Origin of the sequence: Paenibacillus sp. yr247 (assembly GCF_900103825.1) — a bacterium.
Classification (GTDB): domain Bacteria; phylum Bacillota; class Bacilli; order Paenibacillales; family NBRC-103111; genus Paenibacillus_E.
In genome coordinates, this window is the sequence record NZ_FNIF01000019.1 from 67,248 (window position 1) to 90,358 (window position 23,111).

At 47.5% G+C, this 23,111-nt stretch carries 27 protein-coding genes and 1 pseudogene; 16 read left to right on the top strand and 12 right to left on the bottom strand.

The features are described 5' to 3' along the window. Nucleotides 1–223 precede the first annotated feature (223 nt). Nucleotides 224–1,261 (top strand): metallophosphoesterase family protein, encoded by a 1,038-nt coding sequence (locus BLT91_RS22835; protein WP_090825250.1) that lies wholly within the window; start codon nt 224–226, stop codon nt 1,259–1,261. Here BLT91_RS22835 and BLT91_RS33630 read toward each other — a convergent pair. The 4 genes from BLT91_RS33630 to BLT91_RS22850 form a co-directional block, all read right to left on the bottom strand. Then, entirely contained in the window at nt 1,246–1,380 is a 135-nt protein-coding gene (locus BLT91_RS33630) for a hypothetical protein (protein ID WP_302847536.1), read from the bottom strand. The genes BLT91_RS22835 and BLT91_RS33630 overlap by 16 nt on opposite strands. 55 nt (nt 1,381–1,435) lie before the next feature. Further along, complete coding sequence (locus tag BLT91_RS22840) at nt 1,436–2,521, bottom strand: hypothetical protein (RefSeq protein WP_090825252.1); 1,086 nt, start codon at nt 2,519–2,521, stop codon at nt 1,436–1,438. 433 nt (nt 2,522–2,954) lie between these two features. Continuing rightward, a complete protein-coding gene (locus BLT91_RS22845) occupies nt 2,955–4,463 on the bottom strand; it encodes a sensor histidine kinase (protein WP_090825254.1) in 1,509 nt (502 codons plus the stop codon). Beyond that, nucleotides 4,460–5,143, bottom strand: coding sequence for a response regulator transcription factor (locus BLT91_RS22850; RefSeq protein ID WP_090825319.1), 684 nt, complete (start codon nt 5,141–5,143; stop codon nt 4,460–4,462). The genes BLT91_RS22845 and BLT91_RS22850 overlap by 4 nt, the downstream gene beginning before the upstream one ends. Nucleotides 5,144–5,506: 363 nt before the next feature. On the opposite strand from BLT91_RS22850, the gene BLT91_RS22855 reads away from it, so the two are divergent. Beyond that, nucleotides 5,507–6,766: a BaiN/RdsA family NAD(P)/FAD-dependent oxidoreductase gene (locus tag BLT91_RS22855; RefSeq protein ID WP_090825256.1), complete on the top strand. Its 1,260-nt coding sequence runs from the start codon at nt 5,507–5,509 to the stop codon at nt 6,764–6,766. 60 nt (nt 6,767–6,826) lie between these two features. Here the strand turns inward: BLT91_RS22855 and BLT91_RS22860 are convergent. From BLT91_RS22860 to BLT91_RS22870, 3 genes and pseudogenes are all read right to left on the bottom strand, one after another. Continuing rightward, nucleotides 6,827–7,611: pseudogene (locus BLT91_RS22860) on the bottom strand (dicarboxylate/amino acid:cation symporter); the annotation flags it as partial. A 140-nt stretch (nt 7,612–7,751) separates the two neighbouring features. After that, nucleotides 7,752–8,168 carry a hypothetical protein gene (locus BLT91_RS22865; protein WP_090825258.1) on the bottom strand — a complete coding sequence of 139 codons (417 nt, stop codon included), beginning with the start codon at nt 8,166–8,168 and terminating at the stop codon, nt 7,752–7,754. A gap of 66 nt (nt 8,169–8,234) precedes the next feature. Further along, nucleotides 8,235–9,059, bottom strand: a complete 825-nt coding sequence (locus tag BLT91_RS22870) for an inositol monophosphatase family protein (protein ID WP_090825260.1) — start codon at nt 9,057–9,059, stop codon at nt 8,235–8,237. 169 nt (nt 9,060–9,228) lie between these two features. Here BLT91_RS22870 and BLT91_RS22875 point away from each other — a divergent pair, with 169 nt between their 5' ends. After that, the gene (locus BLT91_RS22875; RefSeq protein WP_090825262.1) at nt 9,229–10,194 is read left to right on the top strand and encodes an aldolase catalytic domain-containing protein; all 966 of its coding nucleotides are present in this window, start codon (nt 9,229–9,231) and stop codon (nt 10,192–10,194) included. A gap of 84 nt (nt 10,195–10,278) precedes the next feature. On the opposite strand, the gene BLT91_RS22880 is transcribed toward BLT91_RS22875, so the two are convergent. Next, on the bottom strand, nt 10,279–10,602 hold the full coding sequence (locus tag BLT91_RS22880) for a hypothetical protein (protein WP_090825264.1): 324 nt from the start codon (nt 10,600–10,602) through the stop codon (nt 10,279–10,281). A gap of 290 nt (nt 10,603–10,892) precedes the next feature. Here BLT91_RS22880 and BLT91_RS22885 point away from each other — a divergent pair, with 290 nt between their 5' ends. The 3 genes from BLT91_RS22885 (at nt 10,893) to BLT91_RS22895 (ending at nt 13,260) form a co-directional block, all read left to right on the top strand. After that, entirely contained in the window at nt 10,893–11,657 is a 765-nt protein-coding gene (locus BLT91_RS22885; RefSeq protein WP_090825267.1) for a response regulator transcription factor, read from the top strand. After that, on the top strand, nt 11,654–13,021 hold the full coding sequence (locus BLT91_RS22890) for a sensor histidine kinase (RefSeq protein ID WP_090825268.1): 1,368 nt from the start codon (nt 11,654–11,656) through the stop codon (nt 13,019–13,021). The genes BLT91_RS22885 and BLT91_RS22890 overlap by 4 nt, the downstream gene beginning before the upstream one ends. A gap of 95 nt (nt 13,022–13,116) precedes the next feature. Then, entirely contained in the window at nt 13,117–13,260 is a 144-nt protein-coding gene (locus BLT91_RS22895) for an NlpC/P60 family protein (RefSeq protein ID WP_368086845.1), read from the top strand. 39 nt (nt 13,261–13,299) lie between these two features. On the opposite strand, the gene BLT91_RS22900 is transcribed toward BLT91_RS22895, so the two are convergent. After that, nucleotides 13,300–13,758: an Hsp20/alpha crystallin family protein gene (locus BLT91_RS22900; protein ID WP_090825270.1), complete on the bottom strand. Its 459-nt coding sequence runs from the start codon at nt 13,756–13,758 to the stop codon at nt 13,300–13,302. Nucleotides 13,759–13,893: 135 nt separating this feature from the next. On the opposite strand from BLT91_RS22900, the gene BLT91_RS22905 reads away from it, so the two are divergent. The 5 genes from BLT91_RS22905 to BLT91_RS22925 all read left to right on the top strand — a co-directional run bounded on the left by BLT91_RS22905 (nt 13,894) and on the right by BLT91_RS22925 (nt 15,761). Next, entirely contained in the window at nt 13,894–14,121 is a 228-nt protein-coding gene (locus BLT91_RS22905; RefSeq protein ID WP_090825272.1) for a spore germination protein, read from the top strand. Nucleotides 14,122–14,156: 35 nt separating this feature from the next. Continuing rightward, a complete protein-coding gene (locus BLT91_RS22910) occupies nt 14,157–14,366 on the top strand; it encodes a spore germination protein GerPB (protein WP_090825274.1) in 210 nt (69 codons plus the stop codon). Between the two features lie 91 nt (nt 14,367–14,457). After that, nucleotides 14,458–15,147 (top strand): spore germination protein GerPC, encoded by a 690-nt coding sequence (gene gerPC / locus BLT91_RS22915; protein ID WP_090825276.1) that lies wholly within the window; start codon nt 14,458–14,460, stop codon nt 15,145–15,147. A gap of 5 nt (nt 15,148–15,152) precedes the next feature. After that, nucleotides 15,153–15,332: a spore gernimation protein GerPD gene (locus tag BLT91_RS22920; protein WP_090825323.1), complete on the top strand. Its 180-nt coding sequence runs from the start codon at nt 15,153–15,155 to the stop codon at nt 15,330–15,332. Nucleotides 15,333–15,335: 3 nt separating this feature from the next. Then, entirely contained in the window at nt 15,336–15,761 is a 426-nt protein-coding gene (locus tag BLT91_RS22925) for a spore germination protein GerPE (RefSeq protein ID WP_090825278.1), read from the top strand. A gap of 144 nt (nt 15,762–15,905) precedes the next feature. Here BLT91_RS22925 and BLT91_RS22930 read toward each other — a convergent pair whose 3' ends face one another. Next, nucleotides 15,906–17,537 carry an S-layer homology domain-containing protein gene (locus tag BLT91_RS22930; protein WP_090825280.1) on the bottom strand — a complete coding sequence of 544 codons (1,632 nt, stop codon included), beginning with the start codon at nt 17,535–17,537 and terminating at the stop codon, nt 15,906–15,908. Nucleotides 17,538–17,681: 144 nt separating this feature from the next. Continuing rightward, on the bottom strand, nt 17,682–18,611 hold the full coding sequence (locus BLT91_RS22935) for a sensor domain-containing diguanylate cyclase (protein ID WP_175532473.1): 930 nt from the start codon (nt 18,609–18,611) through the stop codon (nt 17,682–17,684). 323 nt (nt 18,612–18,934) lie between these two features. On the opposite strand from BLT91_RS22935, the gene BLT91_RS22940 reads away from it, so the two are divergent. Beyond that, complete coding sequence (locus BLT91_RS22940; protein ID WP_090825283.1) at nt 18,935–19,636, top strand: response regulator transcription factor; 702 nt, start codon at nt 18,935–18,937, stop codon at nt 19,634–19,636. On the opposite strand, the gene BLT91_RS22945 is transcribed toward BLT91_RS22940, so the two are convergent. Continuing rightward, entirely contained in the window at nt 19,633–20,367 is a 735-nt protein-coding gene (locus BLT91_RS22945) for a DUF554 domain-containing protein (protein WP_090825325.1), read from the bottom strand. The two genes, BLT91_RS22940 and BLT91_RS22945, sit on opposite strands and share 4 nt — an antisense overlap. A 122-nt stretch (nt 20,368–20,489) precedes the next feature. Between BLT91_RS22945 and BLT91_RS22950 the strand changes: the two genes are divergently transcribed. The 4 genes from BLT91_RS22950 to BLT91_RS22965 all read left to right on the top strand — a co-directional run bounded on the left by BLT91_RS22950 (nt 20,490) and on the right by BLT91_RS22965 (nt 23,035). Then, the gene (locus BLT91_RS22950; protein ID WP_090825285.1) at nt 20,490–20,723 is read left to right on the top strand and encodes a hypothetical protein; all 234 of its coding nucleotides are present in this window, start codon (nt 20,490–20,492) and stop codon (nt 20,721–20,723) included. 89 nt (nt 20,724–20,812) lie between these two features. Then, nucleotides 20,813–21,454: a thiamine diphosphokinase gene (locus BLT91_RS22955; RefSeq protein WP_090825287.1), complete on the top strand. Its 642-nt coding sequence runs from the start codon at nt 20,813–20,815 to the stop codon at nt 21,452–21,454. Nucleotides 21,455–21,565: 111 nt separating this feature from the next. Further along, complete coding sequence (locus BLT91_RS22960) at nt 21,566–21,838, top strand: response regulator transcription factor (RefSeq protein WP_090825290.1); 273 nt, start codon at nt 21,566–21,568, stop codon at nt 21,836–21,838. Between the two features lie 303 nt (nt 21,839–22,141). Next, nucleotides 22,142–23,035: a polysaccharide deacetylase family protein gene (locus BLT91_RS22965; RefSeq protein ID WP_254777083.1), complete on the top strand. Its 894-nt coding sequence runs from the start codon at nt 22,142–22,144 to the stop codon at nt 23,033–23,035. Nucleotides 23,036–23,111 lie beyond the last annotated feature (76 nt).

Consider the following 23,111-nt stretch of genomic DNA (forward strand, 5'->3'; position numbering starts at 1 on the left):
TCGAACGCCCCATCCATTTGTTGCTGCTTAAAAACAGACATACGTATCTTTGATGGTGATCGTACCTGCTGCAAAAGTGTAAATGAAAATAGAGGAAAAGAGCATTTTGGGCTTTCCGGCTACTGATAAATTTCCTCCCAACTGGGAATACCACTAGGATAAACGCCTTATTGTCCTTCAGGACCTACTAAAAACATCACATTCAAGGAAAGGTAAAACCAATATGTTTTCATTTAAAATGCGTCTAGCTTTCGTTAGCTTGCTGCTCCTCCTAGCTCCCACTTATGCGGGGTACAGCGAAGAGGACAATGCAGCTAACAGCGCGAAGTACAGTGCAGAAGCAAGTGCAAAGGATAGTGAGGTTGAGCCGCCACCGGCAGCTCCTCTGTTTTCGTTCTCTGTGCTAAGCGATGCTCACATCACTTCATCAGACCACGAAGCTCAGCTGCGGCTGCGCAATGCGCTGGCCGATCATCACGCGCTGCGCCCGGACAGCAAGCTGCTCGTCTTGAACGGCGACCTCACGGATGGAAGTGAGGGCGACTATCGCAGCTTGCTGGGGCTGCTCAGCCGCCAGCCCCATGCCCCTGTGCATGCGACCATGGGCAACCACGATTACTACGGCGTGTGGCGCACGCCGGAAGGTGGGATGGATACATCGAAGATGAATCCATCATGGTCGAGCAAGCAAGCGGTCGCGTTATTCGACCGCATGTGGGGGTATGACAAGCCGTACCACGAGCTTGTCGTGGAGGGCTATCGCTTCCTGTTCCTTAGCGGGGAAGCGTATAGGGACGTGAACGCATCCATAGGCGAGGATGCGTTCCTCTCGGCCGAGCAGCTTGCCTGGCTGCGCGACCGGCTTGCGGCCTCGGGCTCGGCGGATGCCGGCAAGCCCGTGTTCGTGTTCCTCCACCAGCCGCTGCCGCAGACGCTGGATGGCACGGATATGGAGCTGGGCGTCGTTCAGCACCAGGAGCTGCGGGCGCTGCTCGATGCGCACCCGAACGTAATCTTCTTCAGCGGCCATACTCACTGGAATTTAGAAACGACCAGACAAGTGAGGCAGCTGAAGTTTCTTGCCGCTTCCAGCGCTTCCATCCGGCAGGTATGGAACGCCCAGAATGTGCCCGAGACGCAGGACATCAGCCAAAGTCTTGTCGTGGACGTCTACAAGGACCGCGTGGTGATCATGCGCCGCGAACACATCAAAAAGCGATGGATTGAGCCCTCTATCGCCAAAGGTTACGACGTCAAATAGGCATCCGCCTTCTCCGCAGCCGCCCTACCCAAAAAGACTGCCCGACAAGACTCTGGTCCTGCCCAGGCAGCACATTCACGCTCTTCTTCTCGCTTAGCCACGCTGAGGGTTTCCTGCACAACGCAAAAAAGCTGCTCGCATCAGCGAGCAGCCTTCCGCTATTAACTTCCGCTATTAGTTCGCTGCAGCCGGGGCTGGCGCTGCTGTAGTCGCAGATGACCTACCTTCAGGGCGTTTATGGTCAAAGCCTTTTTGCTCAACTTGCTTCTTAATGGAATCCGTCATTCCGTCTTTGATTTTGCTAACAAGATCATCTTCACTGATACCTTTCGCTGTTGCAATATCAACAATCGATTTACCCGCTTTTAATTCCGTTTTAAGCTCGTCTTGCGTGATGCCCAGAATTTGTGTCAACACCTCAGGGTTCCCGAAATGACCACCAGGGCCGCCATGACGGTCTTCTCTTCCTTCCGAGCCGCCCTCAGGACGCGTGCTTTCCACTTGTTTCGTCAATCGGTCGGATAAGCCAGTCACCATTTTGTCTGCTTGTGTTTGCGTAAGTTTGCCTGCTGTAACTTCAGCGTTGATGGAAGTGGTTTCTGCTGCAACTAGCTTAGCTACATAGTCCGCTTCCGTTAATCCTTTCTCCACTGCAAGAGCTGCTAATGTTTTGCCTGCCTTCAAAGCATCCTTCACGACACTTTGATCCACGCTAAGGATTGTTGCTGTTTGCTCTACAAGATTGCTTCCGTGACCTCTGCCCTTGCCAGCGCGATCGCCACCCAGGAAGCCGCCTTTGAACCCTTTACCTTCAATACGCTTCGTCAATTGATCATATAGACCTTTAATGACCTTATCTGCTTGCACTTGTGTCATTTTGCCTGCTGTTACATCAGCTGTAATAGCAGCCGTCTCTGCATCGACTAGTTTTTGCAAAAAGTCAGCTTTTGTCATTCCTTTTTCCTCTGCAAATGCAGCCAATGTTTTGTCAGCTTTCAATGCATCTTGCACTGCGCTTTCGTCAACGCCGAGGATTGTCGCTGTTTCTTTTACCAAGTTTGCACCCTTGAAGCCACCGCGATCTCCGAAATCTCCATGACCTTTGAATCCCGATCCTGCTTGTTGAGTCGAAGTGCTCGTTGAGGTGCCCGTCACCGTATCAGCAAATGCTTGATTATGTAACGCTCCAACGAAACCAACTCCGAGTACAAAAGAAGCTACCAATGAACCTGTGAGAATTTTTCTACCGATGTTTTTCATAATTTGTTTCCACCTTTTTCTTTTTATTTGTTTGTTCCTTACAAAACCAAGTATAGGCGCCTAACCTGAATCTCATCTTAATTTAAACTGAATGTTCGTTGAGAGGTTTCTGAAGGTTTGCTGAAAGAGGGAATCGACCCTTCGGGCGATCCGACTCGCAAACCGCACTTATTGTGCAGATTGCTGCTGTAGGCCGTTTTCACACATTTATATTGGTGCGGTGCAGGAAGTTAGCGGCTGCAGTCCTACTTTGCCCACTTAAAATGCCCACATCGAGCCCACTCTCGTTAAACACTCATTAATTATGCAAAAACGAACTCCAGCTGTTTTGTATGACGTAGCTTCTCCGCAATTTTTGGGGGGTCGGACTCCATACTTTCTTATCAACAGAAAAAAAGCCTTACCCCGACTTTACGCCGAGATAAGACTCATCTTATTTACTCGATGGCAGCAGCACCTTAAAAATGCTGCCTTCTCCCACCGCACTATGAACCTCTATCGTCCCTCCATGCAGCTCCACAATGGAACGAGTGATGGATAATCCCAATCCGGCACCGCCACTTCGCCTCGCACGAGAGGAATCGATTCTGTAGAACCTGTCAAACAAATGAGGGAGATGCTCAGGTGCAATACCAGGCCCATTATCTAGAACCGCGACTTCAACACCCTGATCCGTTCTTGTTAACGAAAGTCCTAGCTGACCAGTAACCGGATGCGTGTGCTGAACGGCGTTGTGAAACAAATTGAGAACAACCTGCTTAATTTTATCGGGATCATACAGACAGCGGGTTTGCGGCTCCAACTTAAACGTAACTGTTCTGTCTCCTGCCAGTAGACGAAGCTGAGGCTCCATCTCATGCAGCATCTCATCCAGCAGCCCTTCCGACTTTTGAAAAGAAGGTGTACGATCCAATCGGGCAAGCAGCAGTAGGTCTTCAACTAGCTTATTAATACGCACGGATTCGCCGTGCATACTCTTCAGCGCTTTCAGCAATTGCTCCGGTTGCTGATACGCTCCGCGAAGAAGAACTTCCAGAAAGCCATGAATCGAGGTCAGCGGTGTACGAAGCTCGTGCGAGGCATCCGCAGCGAAGCGGCGCATTTGTTCCTTTGCTTCTTTTTCCGCCTCAAAAGAAAACTCCAGTCTCTCCAACATACTATTGAAAGATGTTGATAGTCGGTCAATCTCCACCTGCCCCTGATGCGCAGGAAACCTCTCGCCCAGATTACCTGAATCGATTTGTTTTACCGTATCCACCATATTAGAAAGCGGCACCAACGTCCGCCTCAACACAGGCAGAAATCCTAGCAGCCCTATAATCAGTGCTGTCATGGATAATAGTAGAAAGGTGAACAACTGACGGAGCAGCAAATCTTCAATCGGTCCTGTGCTCGTACTCGCTTGAATAAGTCCTTGAACGCCTTGGGATCTCCCTCGAATTTGATGAAAGACAATCAACTGGTTATTGCCATCTTTATCCTTCACGATTCGGTAGTCGGGCTTCACTTTCGATTTCAATAATTCCTGATATTCCTCCATCGTAAGCTGAAAAGGTGGCGGTCCATTTTCTGAAGACAACAGCTTGTAATTACCCTCGCTATCGATCAAAGCAATGGATAATTCGGGAGCGAAAATTCGTGGAAACTCTCCTCCCGTATTGTCCGAACGGTTATCCCCACTTGTTTCTCGTTTTGGGACAATAGGATTCAGCCCTCGATCCGGAGATCCCCCAGTTCGCTGCCACATATTGGGAGGTAACGTCGCAAGCTGGTTGTGAATGGTTTCCGCCTTGTTCTTATAGAGAAATTGCTGCATGAAAATATATTGAAATACACCAATTAGCAGCAGTAACGCAGACATCACCAACAAAGACCGCGATAGTAACTGGAATTTCAGCGAACCGGTAACAAAATGCTCGGCAAACCGGCCCCGCCTTTTCATGTTACATCCATCCGATAACCTGCTCCGCGAATCGTACGGATCAGCTTATGTTCTTTATCGCCTAGCTTATCGCGCAAAGATCGTATGTACACTTCGACGATGTTCTCTTCACCACCGAAATCATAACCCCATACTTTATCGAGAATCATCGATTTGCTCAGCACAAGTCCATGGTTAATGGACATAAATTTTAGCAGCTCATATTCCGTAGGAGATAGCTCCAGAACCTTGTCATACAAGCTAATTTCCTTACGCCTATCATCTATGCGAAGCGGTCCGATGATCACTTCACCGAACAAGTTCGGGAAATGGTTACGAATCCGAGCGTAGATGCGGGCTAGCAGCTCTTCAAAGCTGAACGGCTTGATCACATAATCGTCAGCCCCTAGGGTAAGGCCCTTCACCCGATCATCGATTTCATCCTTGGCCGTCAACATGATGACAGCAACATTTTCTGTCTTCTTAATCATCCGACATACTTCGAACCCGTCCATACCCGGCATCATCACATCAAGAATGGCGATATGCGGTTGGAACTTATTGCAAGCTGTGATCGCACTAATCCCATCTTGAGCCGTCATGACCTCAAACCCTTCATTCGTCAAACCTAGCTCCAGAAATTCTAGAATATGAGGCTCGTCATCAACGAGCAGAATTTTGATACCTTTTAATTGGCGCATGTTTTTCGTCCCCCCGAAGTTCATTGTACACGTTTTCTGCAATCAGTATCCCATATCCTCCCTAAAAGCAGTCTGAGCGGTTGCTGAAAGGTTGCTGAATGTTCGTAATCCAAACGAATATGCCGAACCCTGAGCGGACCCGACTCTTGTGTCCCTGCCGCCCTTGCAGATTCAACACTTTATCCACATTCACGCCAACATTATCCACAACACCTCTACTATTTACCCACAAATTATTGTGTTTTATCAACATGTTATCAACAGGTTGTGTATGTCTTTATTTTATTCATTCATTTGCTAACAGCTATTTGGGTTTAGACTCAATTAGTGATACAATTTTCAAAAATGAACTAGGGGTATTTTATGATTTATGATGTAACCGTAATAGGTGGAGGATCTGCAGGATTAATGGCGAGTATTGCTGCTAGCAAGCATGGAGCCAAAGTACTTCTCTTGGATAAAGGGGATAAATTGGGTCGAAAGCTTGGTATTTCAGGCGGCGGCAGATGCAATGTAACGAATAACAAGGACATGGATGAACTTATCAAGCATATCCCTGGCAACGGGCGCTTCCTATATAGTGCTTTCACCCATTTCAGCAACAAGGACATTATTGATTTCTTTGAAAATCTCGGCATCCGCCTGAAGGAAGAAGACAACGGTCGGATGTTTCCCATCAGCGACAAGGCCAAAACCGTCGTAGACGCGTTGATAGGACAAGTTCGCAGGCAAGGCGTTGAGATTCGGACGAATAGTCCGGTCAAAAAGGTGTTGTACCAGGGCGGCGGCGTCCAAGGCGTTCAACTGCAGTCCGGCGAAACGGTGAACAGCAAAGCTGTCATCATTGCCTCCGGCGGATGCTCTGTACCTCATACCGGCTCGACAGGAGACGGTTATGCTTGGGCCGAAGCTGGTGGGCACACCATCACACAGCTCTTTCCGACCGAGGTTCCGTTAACCTCGAAAGAAGCTTTTATCCGCAGCCGTGAGCTGCAAGGACTTTCTTTGCGGGACGTAACACTCTCCGTCTGGAATGGCAAAGGGAAAGCGATCATTTCCCATAGAGGCGATATGTTATTTACCCATTTCGGCTTGTCTGGTCCGATTGCCTTGCGCTGCAGTCAATTCGTCGTGAAAGAGCTCGCTAAGTCAGAGCGCAAGGAAGTACTCCTGACTGTAGATCTCTTCCCTGATCAAAGCACGGACGACGTGTACAACCAAAGCATGGCTCTCGCTAAAGCTGACGCCAAGAAAGCGATCAAAAACGTGCTCAAAACTCTCTTGTCCGATCGTCTAATCCCGATTATGCTGGAAAAATCAGGCCTAGACGAGCAGCTTACGTACGACAACATTCCAAAGCAGAAATGGCTCGAGCTGTGCAAGCTGATGAAAGCCTTCCCCGTGCTCATCAAAGGAACGCTCTCAATCGAGGAAGCTTTCGTCACAGGCGGCGGTGTTCAGCTTAAAGAAATCGATCCGAGCACGATGCAATCGAAGCTTGTGAACGGGCTTTATTTCTGCGGCGAGGTCCTCGATATTCATGGCTATACAGGTGGCTATAACATCACAGCGGCATTTTCTACTGGCTATATGGCTGGCAAAAGCGCTGCTCAGCAGGCATAAAAAAGAAGGACCCGCATCAAAGATCAAAGATGCAGGTCCTTCTTCCTTTTTACCAAAGACTTACGCTGTAGCCAATTCGAGGTCATCTTCCTCGTCACGATTAAACGCTTCGCGATCGAGTTCACCCTCGGATTCTGCCACGAGCAATGCCGTAACTGTTGTTCCTGTAGCATTAACTGCTGTACGGCCCATGTCGATCAGAGCCTCAACGCCTAGAACAAGACCCATACCTTCCAAAGGCAAGCCTAAAGCCGTAAGCACAACTGTCGTCGAAATCGCAGCAGGACCTGGAACTACGAAAATCGCCACAACCGCCGGCCAAACCCCGCCGCAGCCATTAAAATTCATCGTTGCGCCAAGTGGTGCCACAAAACTGGCAATCCGAGGTGATACACGAAGACGCTTCGTGATCACTTCCAAATTCACAGGCAGCGTTGCATAGCTGCTTCGTGTTGTGAATGCGACAGCAATTGTGGGATAAGCCTTTTTGAAGAATTTGATTGGGTTTACTTTGGCCACGAAAAGAACCTAACCACCAAAGATCAACACGAAGTGAATGATCAACGCGACATAGGAAGTTAAGATGATTTTAGCCAGAGGAGCAAGTGTATCCAAACCATATTTAGCTGCCATAGCCGCGATTAGCGCGTACACCCCATAAGGTGTCAGGCGAATAACATACTTAACTACTTGGTGAATGACAGCTGTAGCTGATGTAATAAACGCTTTAACTCTGCTACACTTTCCGGTTTTTTGGAGCCAACATGTACAATCGCTACGGCAACAAAAATCGCGAAGATCAGAACCGGTACAACTTTCCCAGTCGCCATGTCGTTAATTGGGCTTTTATGGGGAAATCGCGAAAGAAATCCTACATCGTGCGTTGGGCTGGTATTAGTCCAAAGAGCTGCAGTAAGCTTCTTTTCAGCGCCAACTCTCAACCTTCACGGCCCAGCACCGACCGCGCGCTCCAACCAACCCCATTTCATATCCGGATGCCGGCGCTGAAATGGTCGTAGTCGTCAGAGGATGGGTCGAAGACCGCCTCTTCCTCGCTCGGCACCGTGTCGGTATCCTGCGATGCTTGGGCTTGAGCGTAGCTGTCGGACCAATCCTCATTCACGGTGTGAGCCGGAATGCGGATGGATCCCTCCAAATCGTACGCCATGGCGAACGTCGCCGGCTCCGGCTGTGCATACTCCCGCTCGACTAAGCGCCCGCCGTGCGATTGCGCGATTTCGAGCGCAGACGTAATCTCCTGGTCATCGAGATGGATGTGCAGCGTCGCCCGCTCTTCACCCAATAATTCCGGCTTGTATCCAAGCTCTTCCAGCGTATCAAGCGCAAGGAGCGCATCCCTCTCCTTGTCAAATTCAAAAAAGATAGGAACAAAGTTCTTCATTCTCATAGCATCCTTTCTTCCTCCAAATGAAAAGTCTGCCATTATCTTCTGCAAAATATCCCTGCACTATTCTACTTTGATAGCCTCCTGCACGAATTTGAGCAGCTCCTCATGATATTCCGGCACAGCAGCCACCAAGTAAATCGCCCTCTTTGCTCCTGAGCCTCCAAGCAGCGCAACCGGATTACCTGCGAAATCCGTTACCTTAACACCTGCCTCATGCGCTAGCAGCAAGCCCGCATACAAATCCTCGCCTTCGGAGTTGTACAGCACAACACCATGCAGGTCGCCTCTGGCGAGCATCGCCCAGGTCAAGGACGGCGCCCACATGCGCAGCACTCTTTTAACCGAATGCTCGAGATGATGTCTCAGCCCTAACGCTTTCTGATCATCCTTGCCAACTGCATGACCTTGGATCCATGATATGGTGGATTTGGCTAATGCACCTCTCGGCTTCGCCTCAAGCTTAACGTCCTCCTGCCAAGCGCCTTCGTCCTTAACAGCAACATAATCAAGCCCCATAGCCGAATCATGGATTACCCCCAGTACAATTTGCCCTTGATAGCTCAAAGAGATGGAAACCCCATAAAGCGGTATACCCAAGGCGAAATTATTCGTTCCATCCAGCGGATCGACATGCCATACCCAATCGCTGGCTGACCCTCCTGCACCCGCTTCTTCACTATATATACGATGGCTCGGAAACACCTCCATGATGTCATCCACGATTAAACGATCCGCCTGAACATCCACTTCGGTAACCAAATCGCCGCGATCGTCCTTGTGCTCAATAGTCAGCTTACCGCCGAAACGCACTCTGGCTAGTTCTCCTGCTTTCATTGCCGCTTTCACAGCAACCTCTCTTGCTAATGACCACTCGTTACGATTCATTCGCTTAGGCCCCTTCAAGTAATCTAGTACTTTCATCTATCATATTACCATATGTTACCTGCTAAAGTTGCCCCAAGCGTAGACTGTTGCATTGACAAGCAACCTCTTCATAAGTGATAATATAGCAAAATCTCAAGCGATATGAGCAGTCGAAAGGGGCAATACGAGCATGGTAAAGCATCATCAACACAAGATATTGGATTGTACAATTCGTGACGGCGGTTTGGTGAACGATTGGGATTTTAGCGTGGAGTTTGTCCAAGACATGTATCACGGCTTAAGCGAAGCCGGTGTAGAATATATGGAAATTGGTTACAAAAACTCAGAAAAGCTGTTAAAAGGCGGAGCTTCCGGTCCGTGGAGATTTTTGAATGAAGCGTTCCTTCGTGATGTTATTACCCAAAAGACCGGTACGAAGCTATCTGCACTCGTAGATATCGGCCGTGTAGATGAGAAGGACATTTTGCCTCGTGAAGACAGCTTACTTGACCTTATTCGCGTCGCTTGTTACATCAAAGATGTTGATAAAGGCCTCGAGCTTGTTCAAAAATTCAATGACATGGGCTACGAAACGTCACTCAACATTATGGCGCTTTCCCACGTGATGGAAAATGAGCTCGTCGAAGCTTTCGAAGAAATTAACAAAAGCCCGGTTGACGTAGTCTACATCGTTGACTCCTACGGCAGCATGGATCATAAGGATATTGACTATCTCGTAGCGAAGTTTCAACGCCTGTTACCTGAGAAAGAACTCGGATTACATATGCATAACAACCTGCAGCTCGCTTTCGCTAACACGATTGCCGGTGCTTCCAAAGGCGTGACTTTCCTGGATTCTTCCGTATATGGAATGGGCCGCGCAGCAGGGAACTGCACAACGGAACTGCTTCTTAGCTATTTAAAAGGAGCACGCTACGACATTCGCCCGGTGCTCGAAATCATTGAAAAACACATGATTACCATGCGTCAGAAATGGGATTGGGGCTACCTCATTCCTTACATGATCGTAGGTGCACTGGATGAGCATCCACGTACAGCTATGGCTCAACTAAGCTCTCAGGAAAGAAATAATTTTGTTGACTTCTATGACCGATTGACATCGGTAGAGACTGCGCCTGTAATAAATAAAGGCTAATATTTTCACCTTAAAAAGACCCCTTATTGATAGATCTCGAGGCTTTGGCCTTCTGATCTATCGACAAGGGGTTTTTCATATGCTTTATTTAATAATTTTGGCTGATACAACGTAATCCTCTGCGCACGCCCGCTCAATGAGGAAGATGAAATCCTCCTCTTCTCGGCGAGAAGAGTTCTTTCTACGGAACACTTCAATATACTCACTCTCGATAAGCTCTGTACAATCTTCGTCCGCGTAAATCAATCCATCTTCTAAGCGTTTGAGCGCTTCGACCATAACCTCCCGCGACTTCAGCTCCCCTTGAATCTCAACGTAGACTCTTCCGGTAGCATCTTGATCTTGTAATATAATCGCCACTTTCTGTATGTTTTTGATGCGCACCTTCTTATTCGGAGATATACTCATCTGTCCTACTCCTTTGTTAGTCTTCTTGGTGCTAGTTTATGTCATAAAGGATGAACGCGGACTAGGCAAATGAACGCTAACAAAACATTTCCATGAAAGACTGGGCTTTCGGATATTTCAGGAAAGTAAGGATATTTCTGCTTTATACTTGCCTTCATCTATGAAGCCGGAAGAATCCTACGCGAAGGTCCTGATCACACATGTATGTAAATGTGTCGAATAGAGACACTAAGAGAACGAATCGAACACCGCTTACATTAGCGGGCCGCTAGGAGTGAAATCTATCCGCCATGAGCCGCATTTTGCTAATTGAGGACGAAGAACGCATCGCCCGCGTGCTTCAGCTAGAGCTGGAGCATGAGGGCTATGAGGTACATACGAGATCAGACGGACGTTCAGGACTGAATGCTGCCTTGAATGAGTCCGACTGGGAGCTAGTCCTGCTGGACGTCATGCTGCCGGAGTTAAGCGGTCTAGAGGTGCTTCGCCGCATACGGCAGGTAAATGCCACCCTTCCCATTATCCTGCTGACCGCACGCGATGCTGTCTCAGACCGGGTCAGCGGACTCGACCAGGGCGCTAACGACTATGTGACGAAGCCTTTTGCAACTATTGAGCTGCTCGCTCGCATTCGCAGCTTACTCCGTCAGAGAAGCTTGCAGGACCAGACGTCAGAGCAGCCTCATTTGTTTAAAGTTGACGATTTGACCATGGATTTGAAGAGTAGAGCGGTTGCCCGCGAAGGGGTACCCATCGAGCTAACGCCAACGGAGTTTGATTTGCTGCGCTTCCTTATTCAGCATCAAGACGAGGTGATGTCGCGGGAGCAAATCATCTCAGAGGTTTGGGGATATGATTTCGTAGGAGATACGAACGTCGTTGATGTCTATATTCGTTATTTGCGGCAAAAGGTAGACAAGCCCTTCTCCTCCAAGCTCATTCAGACCATACGCGGCGTCGGCTATTTGTTGAGGAGTGGGTCCTCCTCTACGGACAAAGACATAGAAGATAAAACGGGTGAAGCTGTCCCCAAAGATGATCAGAAACCCTTATGAGTCTTAAGCTGAAAATCACGCTATGGGTTACCGCAGGACTTATGTTGATTCTCTTTATTAGCTTTACGTTTGTCTACTACATGTTCATCCGAGTTACAACCAAAGGCGAAGTGGAGCTGTTGAAAGAAAAGGCCCGAGTTCTGCTGCTGAAGGATTTGCCTAGTCATCCAGAGTATTGGCAGAACAACTCGCAGTTAGAGGAGCTCCTCATCCCGCAAGAAATGCTGAGGTATATTGCTCCGGATTCGAAAGTCATTTACCAAATCTATTCCGACTTGCAGCTGCTTCGCTATCCTCCCAGTTATGTCAACAAAGAATCGGTTGCTTTAGAAACCGCATCGGACGGTATATTTGTCTTTGTGAGAATGCCTGTATTCGTAGAAGGTCATCAGATCGCTACTCTAGAAATTGGACGAAGCCTACGAATGTTGGGCGAATACTCGCATATGCTCATATCTATTCTTTTATTAACTTCCACGGGTGCGCTGATTTTGACTCTTGTTGGGGGTTATTTTTACACGAATATACTCTTCCGTCCGATTCAGAAATTCATAACCACGATGCAAAACATTGAGGAAAGCGGCTCATTCCGTCATATCGACATGCCTGCCAAGTTGAGTAATGATGAATTGACAATGTTTGGAAATACATTTAATAGGATGATTGATAGACTGCAGGAGATGTTTCAAAAGCAGGAGCAATTTCTTGCGGATGCCTCACACGAGCTGCGTACACCGCTCACCATCATTGAGAGCTATGCCAGCTTACTGAGCAGATGGGCTTTCCGTGATGATAAATTGCGTGAAGAAGCGCTCGAAGCCATCATCTCCGAATCTGCGCAGCTGAAGATGCTTACGCAAAACCTGCTGTCCCTCACCGATACAGTACGGGAAAACTGTGAACAAGGAATCTCCTTCGATTTTCTTCCTATCGTAAAGCAAACCGCGGCCTCGCTTCGAGTCACTTCTGGCAGAGAGATTGATGTGCAGATAAATTCTGATATGAATGAGCTTAATATGCCCGGAGATCCTTATAAGATCAGACAGCTTCTCATTATTCTGCTGGATAACGCACTCAAATACAGCCAAGAAAGGGTCGTGTTGAACGTCGGCATATCGGAGAACAAATGGGTCACAATTAAGGTCATTGATCAAGGTATTGGGGTAGCGGAAAGCGACTTACCACACCTCTTTGACCGCTTCTATCGGACCGATAAAGCAAGAAATCGCAAGCAAGGAGGAGTTGGACTTGGACTGGCTATTGCCCTTCATATCGTTCAGAAGCATGAAGGGACAATTGAGCTCCAAAGCCACTTAGGACAAGGGACTACCGCTATTGTTAAGCTGCCAAAAACGTGTCAATAGAAACTTTATAATTGAATTCTCATCATTTTCTCAGAATTAAGCGAAACACCTGTGATCCCATGGGATAATAGGGTGCAAGGTAAATTATAGTCGGGATTTCGACTGTTTATCAATTCGGCGCAAAAAAGGGCCAAACACGGACATTTGACTGTTCATCCTTTACGCAATATGTGTTCAATCGGATTGGCGTTAACCTGCCGCGGAACTCGAAAACCGCGTACTATAGGAAACAGGAGTAGACCCTCAGCCATAGGCTTGAGGGTTTTTCGTTTTGGATTCTAATAACGGATGAACGCTTCAAGATAATTCTCCTTCAAGCCTCGCTTGCGCACCTTGATCTGCAGCAGACGCTGCTTGTAGCTCACTCTAGCCGTTCTTGGCAGCACTAGGGTTGGTAGCTTTAAGATTCGGTTCTTGCCGCTGACAAAGCCGGTCAGCTTAATTTGATTGGATTTGACAAACACCTGCAGCGCTCTTGGATCTTCGTCTTTGGCAATCTTCACCTTGATAATGACGTGTTCATGCGTCTCAAAGATTTCCGCGCCAGCGGATTCATTAGAAGAAAGGTTGGCATTCATACCCGGCATGGCTTTTTTCAGCATGTCCTGTACATATCCCTCAACCCACGTCATATTATCTAGAAAGGTCTGCCCTTTTTCACCGAAAGGCAGCTTTTGCCCAAGGAACTTTTCAACCTGCTCCCACTTTAGCCAAGGATGGCGATTAAACCCGCTCAAGCCCATCACCTCATTTTCTCTAGCAGTATATGTGCCTACACCCTGATGTGATACCCACCGCAAAAACAGGGCACCTCTAGGCGGATACCCTCATATACTGAAGTTGAGATTAGCCTGGAGCAAGGGAGATCGACTATGCCATCTATCGTAGGGAATGTCAAAATAATCAGCGTGGGCTCTAGTTCTGTCGTCCACTTCGGCGATTCCTTCATCATTGCACCTACCAGTTCCTCCAAAACTTTTGCAGGGGCAGGCTCATTCAATACCGGGGATTTCCCTCGTGTCTATAATGCGTACAGTACCACTGTAACCAACGATTCCGACCTCATCGAAACGAACGCCACCAGTGGATTCATCGTCTAGGATAAAATTACAATCATAGCGAGGTGTTCCTTCAAATGAACCTGATCATTCATCAGACCATCATGATTCAGAATTTAAAAGTGAACTCAGTTGCCAACTCCTCGGTTCTGCAAATTGGTACCGCTGGATCTATCCGTTCGTTGTCCAATCTATATAATACTGGCGGCTTCGTTGAACCCACTCCAGCGCTTGGTACGAGTGAGATAAACCCACTCTCCCTCGTTCGTTTGCCGCCGCCAACCTGACATCGGCTATTGCTGTAGATGTAAGGAATTAAACCGCATACTTGCCACTCAGGATTTCCTGATAGAAACCGGAAGGAGGTGCCTATTCTAGATGCATAACTCTATCACATGGCAGCAATGGGCTCAGCAGCTCTCCGCCTATATTGAAATGCAAAAACAACGTATTGATAAGCTCGAACAAATCGTGACCAAGCTGCAAACGGAACTCAGTACCCTGAAGGACCAAAAACGATTCCACATCGATAAAATTGAATATAATTTCGACCAACTCAAAGTCGAAAAGCTCGATGGGACATTAACCATCGGCATCAGCCCAAGCTCGCTGGACAATATCGAAGATTTCACCGTCAATGGTGCCCCGGTGGGCAAAGATGCGGGGTCGGACGAGAATGTTTTTTTTCAGCAAGGTCAAGGGCAGGGACAAAGGCAAAGACAAGAGAACAAGCATAATCAGGGGCAAGAAAGCACGCCTGGTTTTGGCATTCAGCAAGAGGTATCCAGTGCGATTGAACAGTACCTGCAATATGGTGTTCAGGCTGATATGGAGAATCTGGAGAATAAATATCAACATCATCTGGACGAGGATTTCAGAGACCTTATTATCGATGATATCCGTAAACAGCTAGATACCCGCATCCAGCATTATGTCAATCAATACCGCGGGGTTGGGTTCAAAGGACCCATGGAAGCCGTAACGACCAGCATCATGGAAAGAACAAAACAAGACATAATTAGCGCAATTGAGAGCTACATATCAAGTTTACCAAGGAAAGAAGGGTAACTATGCTGAACTTGCATGTGGAAAATAAACAAATTTTCGTGGGCGACGTACGAATCGTAGGGGTAGCCAGTTCTTCTGTTTTTCTCATTGGCGATACGGAAGTGATTTCATTGTCCTCCATGTTTGACACGCCCGCAGAATCAGTCATTATTTCCCCATTTGTACCTCTTCCATCGGAGGGATGACATTTGGTTCGATTATCCATCGTCGGCTGCGTGGATGTTAATTCCATAACCTCGAGCAGCATCATGCAAGTCGGTGATAACGTCAACACTGCACTACAAACAAGGGTCTTCGCTGTGCAGCGCGAAGTTCCTATCTATTATGGGAATGAGGGCAGCTTTGAAGCTTATCCCTTTTTTCGAAGACCCATTCCCATCCCTCAGCCTCCGGAACCGTTCACAATGTGTGTGGATAACTTAGGCTCTTTTATACGAGTTCGGGGAATCCGCATTATATCCATAACCGCAACCTCTGTGCTGCAGATTGGCAGCAATCGCATCACAAGCGGCGAATCCCGGATCAAAGATACCCGCCAATTCGTCACGGACAAACCTGGCCCCAAAGAACAAACGACCTTCGTCAAAATGAGCACCGCTGACGTCATTGGTTGACTTCCAACCCGCTATCAAGCCGCCATGCGCCCCGATCAGCATTCTCGTTTTCGGTCAAACGAGCCCTACCTATCCTGGCATAACAAAGAACCGCATCCCACTCGGCAAGGCTGAGTAGGATGCGGTTCTCTTGCTAGAGCCGGCTTACTTCGTGAGCAGCGGCTGGGCGCGGCTGAGCAGCGCCGCCATCTCTCCGCGCGTCAGCGACGCGCGCGGGCGGAACGTGCCGTCCGCGAAGCCGTCGACTAGGCCATTGCTGCTCATCACAGCAATGGCCTCCGCCGACCAGCTGCCTGCCGGCACGTCAGAAAAGCCCTTCGCAGCAGCGGAGCCGCCAGTCTGCGAAGTCAAGTGCAAAGCGCGGGAGAGCAGCACACTCATCTGCTCCCGCGTCATGATCTGATCCGGGGCGAAGCGATCGCTGCTGATCCCTTGGATCAGCCCGCTCTGTTTCGCGAGCCGGATAGCCTGCCACGCCCAGTGGGTGGCGGGTACATCACTGAACGAGGTGCTGCCCGCCGCCTCGCCTGTCAAGCCCAGCACGCGCACGATAATCGTCGCGGCTTCTGCTCTCGTGAGCGCCGCGTCCGGCGCGAACCGGTCTGAGGCTGGGCCAAGCATCCAGCCTCTGTTCGCCGCGGCGAGTACGTCCGCTTGAGCCCAATGTTTTTGCATGTCGGCGAAGTAAAACCCATCCGACCACAGCCCGTAATACTCCCATGTATCAGGTGTTTCCTGATTCAGACTCCAGCTGCCAGTGCCCTTTAAGTTGTACTTACCTACCAATTTCAACTTTTCCTTCAATGACTGCTCGTTCTCGAACCACACCGTGTAGTCGCCTGCGTCTAGCTTGTTGTTATTTATGCTAGACTCTGCATCGGATGGACGGATCGTGAAGGTGGCTACCGGTGACTGGCTAGCCGCATCGTACCGTACGGTCCCCCGATACGTATCCAATAGCTTCATGACCGTCTGAGCGGATACTGCCGAGCCATTCGCGGCAGCATTTTGATTCCAATACCTTCCGTAAAACGAAATGCCGAGTACAATTTTATCGGCTGGCGCCTGCGTTAAAGCATACTGAATGGATTTCTCGACAAAGGGTAAACTAGCCACTGGCCCCGGAGTCGGATCTCCTGGATAGCTTTCATCGTAGGCCATGACCATTAAGTAATCACTGATGGCACTTAATGCTTTGTAATCATACGCAGCAATCCAGCTCTTCGTCATACCTGTTGGATTCGCTGCCACAGCCACCGATACTTCCATCCGGCTTGGGAGTTTTTCACGCAGCATCTTGACCAAATCTGTAAATTTGTCACGATAGGATGCATCCACATTTTCGATATCCAATTGAATACCGTCCAATTGATTGGCCTGGATAGCCTGGTTAATTTGATTTACAAGAGCTTCGCGATTATCAACCGCCTTCTCACCTATGGCCTTATCGAAATCGTTGCTAAGGAAAGGGACAACCTTTTTTCCTCTTCTATGCATTTCGGTAATGAAAGCAGTTTGTATCGTGTCTACTTGCAAACTGCCATCTGTGTTTATATGAAAATAGCTAGGCGAAACAACATCGAGTGTCTGTCCGCTTTTATCCACTTGCGAGATATACGAATCCGGACTCCCAATGTAGAGATAGGACATATTATATTTACCCTGAGCAGAATTTCCCTGGGCCTGAACATCATTCGGTGAACATGTTAATATCGTCAATAGTCCCGCTGCTGCTAGGGAAACCACGAAATCACGCCATCGTCTCTTGTTATGCATCAACACTCATCATTCCTTTTCTATCATCTAGCTGCTTCTTCTATCATGCTAGAAAGACAAAGAATGTGCTATGAGTAAATTATGGAGCAAAAAAACCGTCACTACAGAGCCATAAGCTCCAAATAACGGTTTCTAGGGATTCTCTTAATGAACCGTAGCTGTTTGATAAAACTGATAGTGATTACGGCCCTTCCCCTTAACTTTATACAGCGCAATGTCTACTTCTTTCATCATATTCGCCGCATCGGTTTTGTCGGAGTGGTACATCGTAATCCCCATACTGACTGTGGCCCGAAAATGCTGCCCCTGCACTTCCCATGGCTGTTCAACACATTGAATGATCCGCTGCGCGACGCTGTCCACATGTTCCTCACAATCCACCGCTGGCAATAAAATCGTGAACTCGTCGCCCCCCATGCGGGCAAACATATCAACCTCACGGAGACAGCCTTGGATCCTGAGGGCAAAATCCTGCAAGAAGGCATCTCCCACATCGTGACCCATCGTGTCATTAATCACTTTAAAATCATCTATATCTAAATATAAAAGTGCAAACGGTCTATTCGTTCGTCTAGCTTGTAAAAGCATTTGCTGCAGCTGCTCCTTGAACAGGCGCCGATTAGGCAAACCTGTCAGCGGATCATGAAAAGCCATTGCAACGAGACGGGCCTCTTGATTTTTGCGCAGTGTAATATCACTAAGTACGAAAGAAATCTCAGCTAGTACACCCTCCTCATTACGAATCGGAATCGCGGTGCACTCTAACCAGATGAAACTCTCACTCGCACTTCTCATTCGAAACTCTAGCTTACTGCTGCTGCAAGTTTGCAAGGTTTTGATGAACATTTTGTGTAAATCCATACGATATTCGGAATCGATAAATTCCACCACTTGCTGAAAATCTTTAGGTATGAACCCTATCACCTGGTTAAAGCTCTTGGACGCGTAGGTTAGATTCCCATGAACATCGAACATGCAAAAGAGATCCCAAGCCTGCTCGATGAATTGGCGTACGAATGTATTCTTCTCAAACCATGGATGTGTGGCAAGTTCCAAATTAGTCTTATGACTCATTACTTTCGTCGCCCCCTCTCGTGCTTTTACATAGAGACTAAGGTAGCTTAGCATGGGAACATAAAGATTCTATAAAGATCAGCTAAATATTGCGTCAATAGAAGTCGGTATATACCTATTTTCCGCAAGATTCGCCATTCATTGCAATATAAATAGTTCTAAATACCTACTTTTAAGCGAATTCAGCATCAAATCTCGCTATTTGACAATAAAAGGATAGAATTATCTAGGAGAATCGGTCTATAATAAAGGTAATATTTGAGAATGGGAACACCACACCGTTCCTTCTATTTAGCCGTTCCGTTACTGAGGAGGATTTTAGTATGGCAGGAGAAACTATTTTAGTAGTTGATGATGAGCAAGAAATTGTCCAATTGATCCAACTCTACCTAGCGCGGGAAGGCTACAAAGTGATCAGCGCCAATAACGGACAAGATGTATTTGAAATCGTCAAGGAACATAAACCTGATCTCATTATTCTGGACATTCTGTTGCCAGGACTTGATGGTATAGAAGTTTGCCGGCAGCTCCGCAAAACGAGCAATACGCCGATCCTGTTCATCTCCTGTAAGAGCGAGGATATTGATATTATTCTTGGATTAAGCATGGGAGGCGATGATTATATGACGAAGCCGTTCAGTCCTAGTCAGCTCGTCGCAAGAGTCAAAGCCCATTTACGACGAAATTCCATTCGAGAACAGCATCAGGATGATCCTCAATTGGTGAAGTTCCCAGGCCTCGAAATCGATCTGGTCAGCCACATCGTCCGCGTGAATGGACAGACCATCTCGCTATCGGCCAAAGAATTCGATTTGCTTTCCTTAATGGCCAAGACCCCTAATCGGGTATACAAAATTGAACACCTGTTTGAACTCATATGGAGCCTAGATAGTATGGGCGACCCGCGAACTTTAATCGTACATATTAGCAATCTGCGTAAGAAAATAGAATCGAACCCAGCGGAGCCCCGTTACATTATTACTGTTCGCGGTGTTGGGTACAAATTTAACGGTTCCGCGGTTTAGAACAAACGGCTCCACCATTCGGTGAAGTGATGCTGCAGTGGAACCGCAACGGCCGCAATAACAAGAGCTGGAAGCATATTGGCGACATTTATTTTTTTAATTTGGAGAATGTTGATGCCTACTCCAATAACCAGGACGCCACCTACAGCTGTAATTTGCACGATCATGGCATCTAGTGAAGCTTGGCTAAATGCCATGGCGATAACCGTAGCTGCAAGTGCGATAACTCCCTGCATCACGAACACGGACACCGCGGAGAAGATAACGCCTAACCCTAGGGTAGATGCGAATATAATGGATAAGAATCCATCCAATAAGGATTTGGTATACAAAATATCATGATTATGCCTGAGGCCGCCATCCAGTGGACCCAGAATTGCCATAGCACCAATGCAATAAACCAAGGTACATGTTACGAAGCCTTCCGAGATGCTGCTTGTTTGATCAAAAGAACCTTTGCGTAGATTAGCCTGCAACCAGTCACCGAGCTGCCCAAGCCTGTATTCAATGCGCAGAAGCTCTCCAATGATACCTCCAACGACCACACTCATAATGACGAGTACGATCTGATTCGACTTTAGTGCCATTGTAATACCGAGCACAGTAATTGCGAGCCCAAGGCCCTGCATGACTGTGCTTTTTATGCCTTCCGAGATGCGCGGCAGCATCATGCCTAGTAATCCCCCAACGATAATGGCGATTGCATTCACAATCGTCCCCCATAAAGCCATGCTGCTCATTCCCTTTCTGCCCTTCAGTCTGTGATGACCTTATCATTCTACATGATTCTACTCATAATTTCCTCCATCATTGGAAATGGTATGAATAAGCAATAGGAAAGGAGGAATACGGCATGTCTGATGACAAAACGATGAATCCCATGACTGGAGATACAGTGGAAACGGATGGTATTTATGCCAATGAGACAGGACAAGAGGTTACACTTAAGCGTGGCGATGAATTTCCAGCCGATCTCATTTTAGGCCGAACGACTTGGGAATTGCAGGGCTTCGCGAATGAAGCCGAGATTGATCACAATCAAACTGAGAATCAACCCTTACGCAAGCGTGTGCTCCCGCGAACCTAATCCTAGAACCGAGCTGCGATGGATGCAGCTCGGTTTTTTGCATGTCTATGGTATACTAAGGGGATGAAATCAAGCGCTGGAGGATAAGCATGAACGGAAAACGGATTATCATTGTAACTGGAGGCACACTGGGAGACTGGGCCCTTGGGGACATTCAAGAGAATGACGTGCTGGTTGGATCGGATCGGGGTGCCTTATATTTGATTCAACATGGCTATAAGCCGCATATCTCACTCGGTGATTTCGATTCTGTAACAGCCGAAGAGTTGACTCTTATTCGTTCTTCAAGCCTTACTTTCATCGATTGTGACCCTGTCTTTAAGGATTTAACCGACACGGAAATGGCTTTCAACTGGGCGATGGATCAGCAGCCTGAACATATCGTCTTGCTTGGTGCATTAGGTACGCGCTTTGATCATTCGTTAGCCAATGTACATTTGCTTCGCAAAGGTACGGAGCAAGGTATCTCTTGTTCCATTGTCGATGCCAATAATCAAATCATCGTCATTGATCACTCCACTCGCATTGAGCGGGGGAGCTACACACATATCTCCCTGCTGCCGCTTAGTTTGGAAGTAACAGGCATCACGCTGCACGGTTTCCAATATCCGCTTCATCAAGCGACACTTCAGATCGGGCAGTCCCTCGGGATCAGTAATGTGCTTGTGAATACGGAGGGTCTCATCGAGCTCAAATCAGGCTTATTACTCGTGATTCAAAGTAAAGATTAAGCAAAAATTTTGAAATTAGACAAATCTTATGTGAATAGAACTGTTAATAACTCTGCTACAATGAATTGTACGCCATACATTCATTCATAAAGATAATGAGGTTGTTCAAGCATGCCGCATGTACAAGAGAATTCGATCCGAATCCTACATCATAAGGATGTACACTCGGTCATTACCCAATTCGCAGCTATTCATTTACTTACGAACCGAGAAGCCGAAATTATTGGTCTTATTGCGCTGCACGGCTATAGCAACAAAGAAATAGCCGATCACTGCAACATCAGTGAGAAAACGGTTAAAGTACATATTGATAAAATTATGGATAAAGTCGGAACTCGATCGATGCGTAAGCTACTAGCGACCATCATCAGCAACGCTGTTTAGAGCCTCTAACTTAAAACTGACATTCGAACTGCAACAGTTTGGATGTCAGTTTTTTTATGCCATCGATTGGCTAGGTATATTTCTTCCAACCTTTGCTTACAAATAGAGTAATAGATTATTCCTCTAGAAATGGTTGGTGTGCCAATGAACTTCCCAAGTAAGAGAATCCTATTTTATTCATTACTAGCAGGGCTGTTCACCCTACTTTTCCTACTCTTAGCCAGCTGCCTCAGCTCCTTTAATTATGGGATTGGGGATTTCTCACCAATTCCGGCTATAATAGAAGTTCAGTCCGCGACTCCCATGGGATCACCGTCCGAAGGACAGTCGGAGGTCCTTGTTTCTACGAAGGACAAGCCCACTCCAAGCTTAGAAATAACACCAGACCATCCCCTCATAGAAAACACCGATCTGACTATGAAATCGTCCGTTACCCTGGTTACTTACGTTTCCGCCCCCGTTGCAGCGGCGACGCCGGCAGCCAAGGGGGCAGATCAACCAACGATAAAACCGACACCTTCTGCGCCAAAAGTCAGCATTCCCGTACTCAACTACCACAGTGTCACGATAGATCCGGGGAATATCGTCGTTATTTCCCCAGCCAAGCTGGAAGAGCAGATGACGTATCTTCACGATCATGGTTACACCCCGGTCTCACTCGCAACCTTTATTAGCCTTATAGAAGGAAACGGTTCCGCAGCAGCCCCAGAGAAACCGGTGCTGCTTACGTTTGATGACGGATACATTGATAATTATGAGCAGGCGCTCCCCATTCTGGCCAAATATGCCTTCCCAGCTACCCTCTTTATTTCACCAGGAATGGTCGATCAGGTTGGCTATCTGAATTGGGAGCAGATCAAGAAGCTGCACGAAGCCGGATGGGACATTCAACCTCATGGCATGACTCACCCTCACCTCCCCAAACTTTCAGCGAATCAACAAGCCTATGAAATTTTAGAAGCTAGAAAGCAAATCGAGGAGCAGCTCGGAGTCAAAGCAGACGTATTCTGCTATCCTTACGGCGAGTTTAACAAAATAACGCTGAAGATTCTTATGGATCACGGTTTTCGGTATGCTTTTACGACTCAACAAGGGTATGCAACCGACCAGCAGCCCCCCTACCAGCTCAAAAGAATTTTTATTAATGGAGAAGAAGACTTACATTCATTCATTAAAAAGCTCCCTAAACACGATTAACACGATTAGGGAGCTTTCTTTCCACATTCACCATATGAATATAGTTCAGACAAACTGCAAATATAGTATACTATAC

Coding starts and splice junctions, on each gene's coding strand:
- BLT91_RS22910 (WP_090825274.1), top strand. CDS start 14,157: ATGAACCTGATCATTCATCAGACCATCATGATTCAGAATTTAAAAGTG.
- BLT91_RS22935 (WP_175532473.1), bottom strand. CDS start 18,611: ATGAGTCATAAGACTAATTTGGAACTTGCCACACATCCATGGTTTGAG.
- BLT91_RS22845 (WP_090825254.1), bottom strand. CDS start 4,463: ATGAAAAGGCGGGGCCGGTTTGCCGAGCATTTTGTTACCGGTTCGCTG.
- BLT91_RS22945 (WP_090825325.1), bottom strand. CDS start 20,367: ATGGCTTTATGGGGGACGATTGTGAATGCAATCGCCATTATCGTTGGG.
- BLT91_RS22875 (WP_090825262.1), top strand. CDS start 9,229: ATGGTAAAGCATCATCAACACAAGATATTGGATTGTACAATTCGTGAC.
- BLT91_RS22855 (WP_090825256.1), top strand. CDS start 5,507: ATGATTTATGATGTAACCGTAATAGGTGGAGGATCTGCAGGATTAATG.
- BLT91_RS22955 (WP_090825287.1), top strand. CDS start 20,813: ATGAACGGAAAACGGATTATCATTGTAACTGGAGGCACACTGGGAGAC.
- BLT91_RS22960 (WP_090825290.1), top strand. CDS start 21,566: ATGCCGCATGTACAAGAGAATTCGATCCGAATCCTACATCATAAGGAT.
- BLT91_RS22870 (WP_090825260.1), bottom strand. CDS start 9,059: ATGAATCGTAACGAGTGGTCATTAGCAAGAGAGGTTGCTGTGAAAGCG.
- BLT91_RS22890 (WP_090825268.1), top strand. CDS start 11,654: ATGAGTCTTAAGCTGAAAATCACGCTATGGGTTACCGCAGGACTTATG.
- BLT91_RS22885 (WP_090825267.1), top strand. CDS start 10,893: ATGAGCCGCATTTTGCTAATTGAGGACGAAGAACGCATCGCCCGCGTG.
- BLT91_RS22930 (WP_090825280.1), bottom strand. CDS start 17,537: ATGCATAACAAGAGACGATGGCGTGATTTCGTGGTTTCCCTAGCAGCA.
- BLT91_RS22940 (WP_090825283.1), top strand. CDS start 18,935: ATGGCAGGAGAAACTATTTTAGTAGTTGATGATGAGCAAGAAATTGTC.
- BLT91_RS22850 (WP_090825319.1), bottom strand. CDS start 5,143: ATGCGCCAATTAAAAGGTATCAAAATTCTGCTCGTTGATGACGAGCCT.
- BLT91_RS22880 (WP_090825264.1), bottom strand. CDS start 10,602: ATGAGTATATCTCCGAATAAGAAGGTGCGCATCAAAAACATACAGAAA.
- BLT91_RS22840 (WP_090825252.1), bottom strand. CDS start 2,521: ATGAAAAACATCGGTAGAAAAATTCTCACAGGTTCATTGGTAGCTTCT.
- BLT91_RS22865 (WP_090825258.1), bottom strand. CDS start 8,168: ATGAAGAACTTTGTTCCTATCTTTTTTGAATTTGACAAGGAGAGGGAT.
- BLT91_RS22950 (WP_090825285.1), top strand. CDS start 20,490: ATGTCTGATGACAAAACGATGAATCCCATGACTGGAGATACAGTGGAA.
- gerPC (WP_090825276.1), top strand. CDS start 14,458: ATGCATAACTCTATCACATGGCAGCAATGGGCTCAGCAGCTCTCCGCC.
- BLT91_RS22965 (WP_254777083.1), top strand. CDS start 22,142: ATGGGATCACCGTCCGAAGGACAGTCGGAGGTCCTTGTTTCTACGAAG.
- BLT91_RS22905 (WP_090825272.1), top strand. CDS start 13,894: ATGCCATCTATCGTAGGGAATGTCAAAATAATCAGCGTGGGCTCTAGT.
- BLT91_RS22835 (WP_090825250.1), top strand. CDS start 224: ATGTTTTCATTTAAAATGCGTCTAGCTTTCGTTAGCTTGCTGCTCCTC.